Source organism: Streptomyces sp. TSRI0107 (assembly GCF_001905845.1).
Classification (GTDB): domain Bacteria; phylum Actinomycetota; class Actinomycetes; order Streptomycetales; family Streptomycetaceae; genus Streptomyces.
In genome coordinates this window covers 64,553-77,371 of the sequence record NZ_LIVZ01000018.1, presented here as the reverse complement: position 1 = coordinate 77,371, position 12,819 = coordinate 64,553, and the positions used below count along the sequence as shown (strand labels likewise).

At 72.7% G+C, this 12,819-nt stretch carries 8 protein-coding genes; 6 read left to right on the top strand and 2 right to left on the bottom strand.

Annotated features, from left to right (window positions below):
- Positions 1–8 precede the first annotated feature (8 nt).
- Both AMK31_RS36170 and AMK31_RS42220 read right to left on the bottom strand, forming a co-directional pair.
- Positions 9–1,211: a helix-turn-helix domain-containing protein gene (locus tag AMK31_RS36170; RefSeq protein ID WP_073944998.1), complete on the bottom strand. Its 1,203-nt coding sequence runs from the start codon at positions 1,209–1,211 to the stop codon at positions 9–11.
- Between the two features lie 106 nt (positions 1,212–1,317).
- Entirely contained in the window at positions 1,318–1,449 is a 132-nt protein-coding gene (locus AMK31_RS42220) for a hypothetical protein (RefSeq protein WP_274535992.1), read from the bottom strand.
- A 253-nt stretch (positions 1,450–1,702) separates the two neighbouring features.
- Between AMK31_RS42220 and AMK31_RS36165 the strand changes: the two genes are divergently transcribed.
- Genes AMK31_RS36165 through AMK31_RS36140 form a run of 6 tightly spaced genes read left to right on the top strand, consistent with a single transcriptional unit; the run spans position 1,703 to position 12,809 of the window.
- Positions 1,703–7,510 carry an amino acid adenylation domain-containing protein gene (locus tag AMK31_RS36165; RefSeq protein WP_073944997.1) on the top strand — a complete coding sequence of 1,936 codons (5,808 nt, stop codon included), beginning with the start codon at positions 1,703–1,705 and terminating at the stop codon, positions 7,508–7,510.
- The gene (locus AMK31_RS36160; protein WP_073944996.1) at positions 7,507–7,716 is read left to right on the top strand and encodes an MbtH family protein; all 210 of its coding nucleotides are present in this window, start codon (positions 7,507–7,509) and stop codon (positions 7,714–7,716) included. Before AMK31_RS36165 ends, AMK31_RS36160 begins: the two co-directional genes overlap by 4 nt.
- Positions 7,713–8,981, top strand: coding sequence for an MFS transporter (locus AMK31_RS36155; protein WP_073944995.1), 1,269 nt, complete (start codon positions 7,713–7,715; stop codon positions 8,979–8,981). Before AMK31_RS36160 ends, AMK31_RS36155 begins: the two co-directional genes overlap by 4 nt.
- Complete coding sequence (locus tag AMK31_RS36150; RefSeq protein ID WP_073944994.1) at positions 8,978–9,790, top strand: thioesterase II family protein; 813 nt, start codon at positions 8,978–8,980, stop codon at positions 9,788–9,790. The genes AMK31_RS36155 and AMK31_RS36150 overlap by 4 nt, the downstream gene beginning before the upstream one ends.
- On the top strand, positions 9,790–11,553 hold the full coding sequence (locus tag AMK31_RS36145) for a non-ribosomal peptide synthetase (protein WP_073944993.1): 1,764 nt from the start codon (positions 9,790–9,792) through the stop codon (positions 11,551–11,553). Before AMK31_RS36150 ends, AMK31_RS36145 begins: the two co-directional genes overlap by 1 nt.
- A complete protein-coding gene (locus tag AMK31_RS36140) occupies positions 11,550–12,809 on the top strand; it encodes a cytochrome P450 (protein ID WP_073944992.1) in 1,260 nt (419 codons plus the stop codon). The genes AMK31_RS36145 and AMK31_RS36140 overlap by 4 nt, the downstream gene beginning before the upstream one ends.
- Positions 12,810–12,819 lie beyond the last annotated feature (10 nt).

The following is a 12,819-nucleotide window of genomic DNA, read 5'->3' as shown; positions in this document are numbered from 1 at the left end:
GGGGGCCGTCACTGCTGTGCTTCTGCCACCGCCCGCCACACCTCGGCGGTGAGGTCGAGCATGCCGCGGGATTGGGCCTCGCCGGCCAGGGCGCACAGGCGTGCGCGGGCCGTGGGGTCGGACTGCTTCACAAGGATCTGCTCCCTGAGCATCTCCATGCGGATCCGGTCCCGGAAGTTCAGCTGGACCTTCTCGGCGGCGGCCTGCTCGCAGAGGCGTGCCGCCTCCTCGTACTCGCCGCGCACGTAGGCGAGTTGGGCCAGCAAAAAGGCGTACTCCTGCTGGTGCTGCGCCGTGCCGACGAGCTCCAGGGCGGGGCGGGCCTCGTCCAGGTACCGCTGCGCCTTGTCGGGGGCGGGCGGCAGCGCCTGCAGGGCGAGCGCCGCGGCGGCGTGGCGCAGGCGCATCCACAGCAGCAGGTCCTCGCGGCTGGACAGGGCGGCCATCGCCCGCTCCAGGAAGGAGGCGGACAGCTCGTGGTTGCCCTGGCGGGTCGAGACCGTCGCGGCGGTCCACAGAGCCTGCGCCGCCAGCACGCCGGTCTGCGTCCCCAGCCGGGCGCAGGCCTCCTCGCTGAGCCGGAATGCCTCGGCGAGGTCGCCGAGTTCGGCCGTGACGGAGGCGAGCAACAGCCGACATCGCAGCATGTCGTGGTTGTCGAGGGAGTCCTCACGGCCGATCCGGAGCGCTTCGAGTGCCGTGGTCCGGGCCGGGTCGGCCTCGCCCAGGTCCCGCTGGACGCGGGCGAGATGCAGGCGCGAGTAGACGCGCAGTACGGCGTGGCCGAGCTCGTCCGAGAGCGCCACCAGCGTGGTCAGCGTGGCGCGCGCCTCGGACCGCTCGCCGTCGGCCGTGAGGAGTCGGGCCAGGTGGGCGTGGGCCTGCCATTGCAGGCCCACGTCCACGTGCTCCGCGCGGGAGAGCGCCGACTCCAGCATCCGCCGGGCGTGGCCGGACTCGTCGCCCGCCACGAGGACCGCGGCGAGGACGTCCACCAGGTCCGACGGGTCCGTCGCCTCGAAGGCGCCGGTCGGGACGCCGAGGCGTTCCGCGAGGATGGCGACGGCGCGCTCCGTGGGCGGTCGGGCGCCCGATTCGAGGCGCGACAGGTAGGCGGAGGACATACCGGGGCCGGTGAGGTCCGACTGGGTCTTTCCGCGCTGCTGCCGAAGTTGCTTCAGTCGGCGGCCGAATGAGGGCTGCGTCAGCATGTTTCGTCCCGGGCTCGTGTCCGTGTTCCCCCTCCCTGACCGCGATTTTGTCAATCAGGTACTTGACGAGTCAAACAGTGACTGAATCGGCGGTGGGCGAGTGCTCTCACGGCCATTCGATGGATGCCTGCTGCGCTGCGTTCCGGGTGGGTTCCCCGCCCTGTGCGGCGACGGTCGCGCAGGTGCCCAGGGCGACCGCGGCGAGGGCGGTCAGGAGTATGCGGCTGATGCGTTTCATGAGGGCTTCTCTTTCTCTTCGCCACCTCGGGCCGGGGTGGGGCCCGGCGGTGGCAACGATGGGCCGGGCCGTGTCCCGAAGTGCCTGACCAGGGATTACAGCCTGAAGGTAGTCAGTTGCCTGGAGTTAGGCAATAGATTGACAAGGACTGGCAAGTGATCTTACGTTCTCGCCATCAGTACGGTTCCGCCGATCACTTTCCGGTCGAGTGCGGACGTACGTCGCACCCTTCTCGGAAGCGGGGGATCCGGGCATGCCGAACAGCGCTGCCAACCATTCGACCGAAGCGACTCTGGTGAGTGCCTTCATGGCCACCGTCGAGCGCCATCCGGAACGCGTCGCCGTCAAGTGCGGGCCGGACACGCTCAGTTACGCGCAGCTCGATGCCGCGTCGACCGCGCTGGCGGCGCGGATCCAGGCGCGGACCGACGAGCCCGCCCGTCCGCTCGCCATCCTTCTGGAGCGCTCCTGCGACATGGTGGTGGCCGCCCTCGCGGTTCTGAAGACCGGCGCGTCCTACGTGCCGCTCGACCCGGGAGCCCCGGCGGCCCGCCTCGCCACGATCCTGGAGGACGCGGCGCCCGCGCTCGTGCTCACCACCGCCCGGCTGGCACCCGCACTCCCCGCCGGCCAGGACGTCCTCGTCCTCGACGGCCCCGCGCAGGACACAGCGGCCGCGCTCCTGCGGCCCGTGCCGATCGCCCCGGGAACCCGGGCGTACATCATCTTCACCTCGGGAACCACCGGCCGCCCCAAGGGCGTCGAGGTCACCCACGGCAACGTCGTACGCCTCTTCACCGAGACCGAGCCGCTCTTCGGCTTCGGACCCGACGACGTGTGGTCGATGTTCCACTCCTTCGCCTTCGACTTCTCCGTCTGGGAGATCTGGGGCGCGATCCTGTACGGCGGCAGCGTCGTGATCGTCCCCGGCGACATCGCCAAGGACCCGGCGCGCTTCCGCGCCCTGCTGCGGGACGAGCGGGTCACCATGCTCAGCCAGACCCCCACCGCCTTCGGCCAGCTGATCGCCGAGGAGCGCGACCACGAGGACCGGCTGTCCGTCCGTTCCGTGGTCTTCGGCGGCGAGGCCCTGAGGTTCTCCGACCTCGCGCCCTGGATCGACAAGTACGGCGACGCCACTCCCGAGCTCGTCAACATGTACGGCATCACCGAGATCACCGTGCACGCCACCCACCGTCGCGTGACGGCCGCGGACCTGGAGCAGGACCGCAGCCTCATCGGCCGCCCCCTGCCGGACCTCGGCATCGAGCTCCTCGACGAGGACCTCACCCCCGTGGCCGACGGCGAGACCGGCGAGATCGTCGTCACCGGTCCCGGTGTCGCCCTCGGCTACCTCGGCCGGCCCGACCTGACCGCCGACCGGTTCGTCACCCTTGCCGGTGCCGACGGCTCGCCGCTGCGCGGCTACCGTTCCGGCGACCTCGCCCGCCGACTGCCCGACGGCGACCTCGAGTACCGCGGCCGCCGAGACGCCCAGGTCAAGATCCGGGGCTTCCGCATCGAGCTCGGCGACATCGAGACCGCGATGGCCGCCCACCCGGACGTGCGCCAGGCGGCCGTGGCCGTCAAGGAGTTCGACGGGGAGCGCGAGCTCGCCGGATACGTCGTGCCCGCCGAGGGCGCCGCCCTGGACGTGGCGCGGCTGCGCGACCACCTGCTCGCGCTGCTGCCCTCGTACATGGTGCCCGTCGCCTTCCAGGCGCTGAACGACTTCCCGATGACGGTCAACGGCAAGCTGGACCGTGACAGGCTGCCCACCCCGGCCGCGACGGCCGCCGACACCGCCGCGGGCGCCGGGGCGGTGTCCGCCCGCTCGCTGCGTGAGGAACTGCTGTGCGAGCTGTTCGCGCAGGTACTCGGGCGCACCTCGGTCACCCCGGACGACGACTTCTTCACCCTCGGCGGCCACTCCCTCATGGCGATCCGCCTCGTCAACCGCATCCGCGCCGTCCTGGGCCTCGAGGTCGCGGTCAAGGACCTCTTCGACGCCCGCACCCCGGGCGCGCTCGCCGCACGGACCCACGTCGGACGCACCCGCCCGGCCGTGCGGGCCCGCACCCGCGAGGGCGACGCCCCGCTCTCGTACGCCCAGCAGCGGCTCTGGTTCCTCCAGCAGGTCCACGAAGGCACGGCGGCCTACCATATCCCGCACGCCCTGCACCTCACGGGCACCATCGACGTCGCCGCGCTCGAGGCCGCCGTACATGACGTGGTCGCCCGCCACGAGGTGCTGCGCACCGTCTATCCGCAGCGCGACGGCGTCGCCCATCAGAGCGTCCTCGCCGCCGCCGACGCCCGGCCGGAGCTCGAGGTCGTCCAGAGCGCGCCCGAGCTGGTCGACGACCAGGTGACGGCCGCCGCTCGCGCCCCCTTCGACCTGACGCGCGACCTGCCGCTGCGCGCCCGGCTGCTGCGCACCGGTGACGACCAGTGGGTCCTGCTCCTCGTCCTGCACCACATCGCGGGCGACGGCTGGTCGCTCGAACCCCTCATCCGCGACCTGGCTCAGGCCTACACGGCACGCCTGGACGGCGCGGCACCCGACTGGGAGCCGCTGCCGGTCCAGTACGCCGACTACGCCGCCTGGCAGCACGACCTGCTCGCGGACGAGGACGACCCGGACAGCCTCGTCTCACGCCAGCTGAAGTTCTGGACGGAGACGCTCGCGGACCTGCCGGACGAGCTCGAACTTCCCACCGACCGGCCCCGCCCCACCGGCGGCGACTTCGCCGGCGACATGGTCGTGGGCGACCTCGACCAGGAGCTGCACACGGCGGTCGCGGCCCTGGCCCGGACCACCGGCACCACCGTCAACATGGTGCTCCAGGCCGCCGTAGCCGCCCTGCTCACCCGGCTCGGCGCGGGCACCGACATCCCGCTCGGCAACGCCGTGGCCGGCCGAACCGATGACGCGCTGACCCCGCTCGTGGGCTTCTTCGTCAACAGTCTGGTCCTGCGCGCCGACACCTCCGGCGACCCCAGCTTCGTCGAACTCCTCGGCCGCCTGCGCGCCGTGAACCTCTCCGCCTTCGACCACGAGGACCTGCCGTTCGAGCGGCTCGTGGAGGCGCTCAATCCGGTGCGCTCGGCCGCCCGCCACCCGCTGTTCCAGGTGATGGTCGCCGCCCAGAACAGCATCCCGGACGACTTCGGCCTGCCCGGCGTCACCGGCACCGCCTACCCCGTCCTCAGCGGCACCGCCAAGTTCGACCTGTCCTTCAAGTTCGAGGAGCGGCGCGGCGCCGACGGCGAAGCCCTCGGCATCCGGTCCGCCCTGGAGTACAGCACCGCGCTGTTCGACCGTGACACCGTCGAGTCGATCGCCGGCCGCCTCGCCCGGCTGCTCCGCGCCGTCGCCGCCGCCCCCGCCACCCGGATCAGCCAGGTCGACCTGCTGACCGAAGCGGAGCGGGCGTCGCTGGTGCGCTGGAACGACACCTCGACGCGGCCCGCCACCACCGAACTGACCACCGAACTGATCGAACGCCAGGTCGACGCGACCCCTGACGCCGTCGCCCTCACCCAGGCCGCCACCGCCTGGACCTACCACGCACTCGACGAGCGCGCCAACCAGTACGCCCACCGACTGCGCGCCCTCGGCGTCGGCCCGGACAGCCGCGTCGCGCTGTGCCTGCGGCGCGGCCCGGAAGCCGTCGCGGCGATCCTCGGCGTGTGGAAGGCCGGCGGCGCCTACGTACCGCTGGACGCCGAGCACCCCGCGGAGCGGCGCGAGTTCATGCTCGCCGACTGCGGCGCCACCGTCCTGCTCACCGAGAGCGACCTCGGCGACGACCTCGCCCTGCCCGAGCCGGTACGGCTGCTGCGGGCCGACCGCGACGAGGAACTCGCAGCTGCCCCCGTGCACCGCCCCGCCCCCGTCGCGGGCCCGGGCGACCTGGCGTACATCATCTACACCTCGGGCTCCACCGGCCGCCCCAAGAGCGTCCTGATCGAGCACCGGGGTGTCGCCACCCGCCTCACCGACGTGATCGAGCGCTTCCGTCTCACCCCGGCCGACACCAGCCTGCAGATCACCGCGCTCGGCTTCGACCCGTCGGTACGCGAACTGTTCGCGCCGCTCGCCGTCGGCGCCACGGTGGCGCTGCTCCCCGCCGACGGCGCCCGCGACCCGCGCGTCGTCGTCGACGAACTGCGCGCCGTACGCCCCACGGTGATCCTGTTCATCGTCCCGTCCCTGCTCGAAGCCGTGCTCTCGTACGACATCCAGCCCGCCGACGTCGCCGCGCTGCGCCTGGTCGGCACCGGCGGCGAGGCGCTGCGGGCCCCGGAGGCGGGCACGCTCCTGAACGAGTGGGGCTGCGACGTCGTCAACCAGTACGGGCCCACCGAGAACACGATGATGTCCTGCGTCCACCCGGTCGCCGCGGCGGACCTCGACGGGCGCATCCCGATCGGCGGCCCGCTGTCCCACACCCGCGTCCACGTCCTCGACGCGCACCTGAACCCGGTGCCCGTCGGCGTCGTAGGCGAGGTGTACCTGGCCGGCATCGGTGTCGGCCGCGGCTACCTGGGGCGCCCGGGCCTGACCGCCGGCCGCTTCGTCGCCGACCCCTTCGGCGAGCCGGGCGAGCGCATGTACCGCAGCGGCGACCTCGCCCGGCGGCGCAAGGACGGCACGCTGGACTTCGTCAGCCGTGCCGACGGCCAGGTCAAGCTGCGCGGCTTCCGCATCGAGCCCGGCGAGATCGAGGAGGTACTGGCCGAGCACCCGGCCGTCGCCCGCGCCGCGGTCGTCGTGCGCGAGGACCAGCCGGGCGACCGGCGCCTGGCCGCCTACGTCGTGCTTGTCGAAGGCACCGAGGCGCCGACCCCGGACGAGCTGCGCGGCCAGGTCGCCGCCCGGCTGCCCGACTACATGGTCCCGGCCGCCTACGTCCTGCTCGACGCGCTGCCGCTGCGCGGCAACGGCAAGCTCAACCGCGACCTGCTGCCGCGCCCCGAGGTCGGCGCCACCGCCTCCGGCCGCGCCCCCCGCAGCCCGCGCGAAGAGGTCATGTGCGAGCTGTTCGCCGAGGTCCTCGGCCTCCCGCACGTCAGCATCGACGACGACTTCTTCCAGCTCGGCGGGCACTCGCTGCTGGCCGCCCGGCTCATCGCCCGGGTCCGTACCGCCCTGGGGCTCGAGCTGTCGATGGTCTCCTTCTTCGAGGCGCCCACCGTGGCCGGCCTCGCCGAACGGGCCGGCGTCGACAACGGAGCGGCCGCCCTTGAGACGGTCCTGCCGCTGCGCACCGGCGGCGACCTGAAGCCACTGTTCTGCATCCACCCCGGCGGCGGCCTCGCCTGGAGCTACTCCAGCTTCCTGAAGTACGTACCGGAGAACATGCCCGTCTACGGCATCCAGGCCCGCGGCCTGCTGCACCCCGACGACATGCCCGCGACGGTACGGGAGATGGCGACGGCGTACGTCCAGGAGGTCCGGCGCATCCAGCCCGAGGGGCCCTACCACTTCCTGGGCTGGTCCTTCGGCGGCGTCGTCGCCTTCGAGATGGCCACCCGGCTGCAGGCCGAGGGCGAGGAGACGGCGCTGCTGACCATGCTCGACTGCTACCCGGGCGTGCCCGACCACTACCGTGTCGACGAGCAGAACATGGTCGCCGCCCTCCTCGACCCCGAGCGGCCCGGCGTGGTGCCGCAGGCGGGCTCCAAGGAGATCACCGACGTCCTCGAGGTGCTCAAGCAGGACACCGGCGCGCTGGCGAGCCTCACCGAGGACCAGCTGGTCGCGCTGCTGACGGCGATGTCCCACAACCGCCACATCGTCAAGGACCACGAGCCGGAGAAGTTCCTCGGGGACGTGCTCTTCTTCCTGGCCACCGAGGGCCGCAACGACGGCGCGCCGATGCCTGACGTCTGGGAGCAGTACGTCGCCGGCCGGGTCACCTGGCACTCCGTCAAGACCACCCACACCGCCATGAACCAGCCGGAGTCGCTGGCCCAGATGGGGCCGGTCCTCGCAGAGGCGCTGGCCGAGATCACCGCTGCCCAGCGCAGCCCGAAGCAGGGGAATGACCGATGACCAATCCGTTCGACGACGAGACAGGCCGCTTCCAGGTGATCGTCAACGCCAGGGGACAGCACTCGCTGTGGCCCGGGTTCGCCGACGTGCCGGCCGGCTGGTCGGTCGCTCTGCCGACCGACAGCCGTGCGGCGTGCCTCGCCTACGTGGAGGCGAACTGGACCGACCTGCGGCCCACCCCGGTCGAGGAGGGCGCACAGATATGACCAGCGACTTCGCGGTCCTCAAGGACCGCTCGGTTCTCGCGCTGTTCGCCGCCAGGTCGACCTCCCTGCTCGGCAACGCGATTGCCCCGATCGCCCTCGCGTTCACCGTGCTGCACCTGCCCGGCGGTTCCCCGACGATGCTCGGCGTGGTCCTGGCCGCGCGGCTGCTCAGCCAGGTCACGTTCGTCCTGCTGGGCGGGGCGATCGCCGACCGCCTGCCGAAGCTGCGCGTCATGGTCGGGGCCGACCTGGCGGCCGGCCTCACCCAGGGGCTCGCCGCCGCCCTGGTCATCACCGGGTACGCCACCCCGTGGCTGCTGGCCGGATTCGCGGCCCTGTCCGGAGCAGCCACGGCGCTCTTCGAGCCCGCCTCGCGCTCCGCGATGCCGCTGCTCGTCTCGGGCGACGACCTGCAGTCGGCGAACTCCCTGCTCAAGCTGTCCATGCGGGGCGGCGGCATCCTCGGCGCGGCCCTCGGCGGTGTACTGGTCTCCACCATCGGGGCCGGGAACACCATGGTCGTGCCGGCCGCGACCTTCACGCTCTCCGCGCTGCTGCTGCTCGGCGTCAAGGTCGCCCACCAGCCGCCGCCGTCCGGCGCGCCCACACTGATCCGGCAGATCCGCGAAGGCTGGCAAGAGTTCACGGCCAAGCAGTGGGTCTGGGTCATGGTCTCCCAACTCGCCTACGTCAACGTCCTGCTGGCCGGCAGCTTCTACGTCCTGGGGCCGGTCATGGCCGACCGGTCCCTGGGCGGGGCCGGAGCCTGGAGCGTGGTGCTCATCGCGCAGGCCCTCGGCTTCATCGTGGGCAGCGTCGTGGCCATCAAGTTCCGCCCGCGCCGCCCGGTGCGCGCGGCCGCCCTGCTCACCATGGGCTTCCCGCTGTCGGTGCTGCTCATGGCCGCCGAGGCGCCGCTCGCCGCGATCGCCGTCGCCACCTTCCTGGCCGGCATCGTCATCGACGTCTACGAGGTCCTGCTCGACACGTCGCTGCAGAAGAACGTGCCGCCGCACGCCCTGTCCCGCGTCATGTCCTACGAGTCCCTGGGCTCCTTCGCCCTGGTGCCGCTGGGCATGGCGGGCGCCGGGCCCGTGGCCGACGCCGTGGGCGTGCAGGCCGCGCTGTACGGCGCCGCCGCACTGATCATGCTCGCGGGACCGGCCGTCCTGCTGCTGCGCTCCGTTCACACCGTGACCGACGTACCCGAATCCGAGGCCGCGCACGAGTCCGGGGCCGAGGCCGCAGAGAAGAGCAAGGCATGACCGCATCCGCCCAGGCCGGCACGACCGCACCCGCGAAGTTCCCGCGCTCCCTGCTGCGCAAGCCGTCGGACGACGCGGCCGCCCGCGTCTTCTGCTTCCCCTACTCCGGGGTCGGCGCCTCGATGTTCAACCAGTGGCCGCGGATGATCGGCGACGTCGAGATCTGCCCCGTGCAGCTGCCGGCCCGCGAGAACCGCTTCCGCGAGGCGCACTACGGCACCTACCAGGACCTCGCGAGGAACCTCGCCGACGAGCTGCTGCCCTACCTCGACCGGCCTGCCGTGTTCTTCGGGCACTGTGCGGGCTCGCTGCCCGCCTTCGAGACCGCGCTGCGTCTCGCGGAGCTGGGCGGACCGGTGCCGAGCGAGGTCGTCGTGTCCGCACAGGTCGCCCCGCAGCACTGTCCCAAGGACCGCTTCCTGGACATGACCGACGAGGCGCTCGGCGCCGAGCTGTCGGAACTCGTCGTCGCCCGCGGCGGCGAGGCCCACCCGATGCTGATCGAACTGACCCTGCACGTGCTGCACCAGGACCTCGACGCCAACCGGGTCTACCACCGGCCCGAGCCGGTCCGGCTGCCCTCCGCCGTCACCGCCCTCACCTGGAGAGAGGACCCGGAGATCGAGGCCTCCGAGCTGACCGGCTGGCAGGACTGGTCCGAGCAGGTCACCTTCACCGAGCTGCCCGGCGCCCACTACGCGTTCCTGAACGCCCCGGCCGAACTGATGCGGCTGCTGCACTCGCTGGCCCTGCCCGGTGCCCCGCTGCCCGCCGCGGCCGTCTCCTCGCCCGCCGAAGGACACCACTGATGACCGACACCATCGACTCCCTGTTCGCGCGCCTCGCGGCCGGGCACCCGCACCGCACCGCGGTCACCGACGAAGGCACGACGCTGACGTACGCCGAACTCGACGCACGCGCGAACCGGCTGGCCCACCGCCTGCGCGCCGAGGGCGTACGCCCCGGCGACATCGTCGCCCTGGCCGCCGGCCGCGACGCGGCGACCGCCGTCCACCTGCTCGCCGTCCTCAAGGCCGGCGCGGCCTACCTCGGCCTCGACCGGCGCCAGCCGGCCGCGCGCCGCGACCTGATCCTGCGCGACGCCGCGGTCCGCGTGGTCCTCGCCGACAAGGCCTCCGCCGACGACCTCGGGGACGCCCTCACCGTGATCGTCCCGAGTGACGAGCCGTCGGACGACACCGAGATCGCCCCGCTCCCGCCGGTCGCCGACGGTGACCGCGTCGCCTACGTCGCCTACACCTCCGGCTCCACCGGCACCCCCAAGGGCGTGTGCGTCCCGCACCGTGCCGTACTGCGCCTGGTGCGCGACGCGGACTTCCTGACAGCCACGGCCGACGACGTGTTCCTGCACTTCGCGCCGCTCGCCTTCGACGCCTCGACGCTGGAGATCTGGGGCGCCCTGCTGAACGGCGCCCGCCTCGCCGTGGCGCCAGACGGCGACCTCTCCCTGGAGGGACTGCTCTCCTTCGTGAGGGAGGAGCGGGTCAGCGTCATGTGGCTGACCGCGGGACTCTTCCACCAGGCCGTGGACCTCGGGCTGCGTGACCTGCCCGCATTGCGCCATCTGCTGGCCGGCGGCGACACCCTCTCGGCCGCGCATGTCGACCGGGCGCTCGCCGCGCTCCCGCACACCGTCGTCGCCAACGGCTACGGGCCCACCGAGAACGCCACGTTCACCACCGTGCACACCATGACCGAACCGACCGGGGCGACGGCCGTCCCCGTCGGCCGGCCCGTCTCCGGCACCGGGGTCCTGCTCCTCGACGAGCGGCTGCGCCCCGTCGCGGACGGCGAGACCGGCGAGATCTACGCGACCGGCACCGGCCTGGCCCACGGCTACCTCGGCAACCCGGGCCTGACCGCCGCCCGCTTCGTCGCCGCCCCGGCCGGCGTCCCGGGCGAGCGCATGTACCGCACGGGAGACCTGGCGCGCCGCGCCGCCGACGGCACCCTGGAGTTCCTCGGCCGCGCCGACGGCCAGGTCAAGGTGCGCGGCTTCCGCATCGAGACCGGCGAGGTCGTGGCCGCGCTCACCGCTCTGCCCACCGTCGCCCGCGCCGAGGTCGTCGCCCCGCGCGACAGCTCCGGCACCCCCCGGCTGATCGCCTACGTCGTCCCCGCCGACGCCGCCGCCCGGCCCTCCGCGCTCGAGATGCGCACCCGGCTCGCCGAGACGCTGCCCGCGTACGCCGTCCCCTCCCTGGTGCGGATCGTCGACGAGCTCCCGCTCACCCCGAACGGCAAGGTCGACCGCACCGCGCTGGAGCAGCGCGCCGTCCAGGAGCGCCCCGAGGTCAACGCCCCCCACCGCGCTCCCGAGAGCGGCCTGGAGCAGGCCGTCACCGGCATGTGGTGCGACCACCTGGGCCTGCAGGGCATCGGCGCCGACGACGACTTCTTCGAGCTCGGCGGGCACTCGCTGCTCGCGGTGGCGCTCATCGCCGAGCTGCACCGCGAGTTCGGCGTGGAGATCTCCCCGATCTCCTTCTACCTCGACCCGACCCCGGCCGGCCTGGCCCGGTCCCTGACGCAGGCGGGAGTGACCCGGTGAAGCTGACCGACGTCACCGCCGCCGACACGGCCGCGATCGACCTGTCCCGCGTCGACCTGTTCGACGCCGCCTACCACGCCGTGGGCGACCCGCACGCCGCCTGGGCCGTCATGCGCGAGCAGGCCCCGCTGCACCGCAGCGAACTGCCCGACGGACGCGCCTTCTTCAACGTCACCCGCTATCACGACGCCTGCCGGGTGCTGGGCAACCACCGCGAGTTCACCTCCGAGCGCGGCAGCCTGCTCAGCCAGCTCGGACACGACGACGCCGCCTCCGGCCGGATGCTCGTCGCCACCGACCCGCCCCGCCACAGCGAACTGCGCCGGCCCCTGAACAAGATGTTCACCGGCCGCGGCCTGGCCCGCAGCGAGGACCGGATCCGCGCTGCCGTGCGCCACCTGGTCGCCGGTGCCCTCGACGGGCCCGTCTGGGACCTGGCCCAGCAGGCCACCATGCTGCCGATGGCCGTCGCCGGGGCCCTGATGGACCTGCCCGAGCCGGACTGGAAGGACCTGGTCCAGTGGACGGGCATGGCCGCCGCCCCGCAGGACCCGGTGTTCACCATCCGCAACCCGCACGCCACCCTCGCCATCGCCCACCACCAGCTCTTCGAGTACTTCGCCACCCAGTACGAGGCCCGCAGGGGCACCGACGGCGACGACGCGTTCCGGCTGCTGATGACCATGCGGGACGGCGAACTGACCCGCGAGGAGGTGGTCGTCAACTGCTACAGCCTCCTCCTGGGCGCCAACGCGACCACCCCGCACACCGTGGCCGGCACCGTCCTCGCGCTGATGGAGCGCCCCGACCAGCTCCGCGCCGTGCGCGAGAACCCAGAGCTGATCCCCTCCCTCGTCGAGGAAGGGCTCCGCTGGACCTCCCCGGCCAGCAGCTTCCTGCGCTACGCCGTGGACGACGTGGAGATCGCCGGGGGAGTGGTGCCCCAGGGCGAGGCCGTCGCCGTGTGGGTCGGCTCCGCCAACCGCGACGCCGGCATCTTCCCGGAGCCGTACCGCTTCGACGTCCGCCGCTCCGACAACCGTCACATCGCCTTCGGCTACGGCGCCCACTACTGCCTCGGGGCGACCGTGGCCCGCCTGACCCTGCGCCTGTTCTTCGAGGAAGCCCTCGAACGGTTCGAGGAGTTCGTTCCGGCCGGCGAACCGCAGCACCTTGTGTCCAACTTCGTCGCGGGCTTCACCAGCCTTCCGGTCCGCGCCGTACCGCGCCGCGTCAAGGCGGTGGCGGGCCGATGAACGAAAGGAA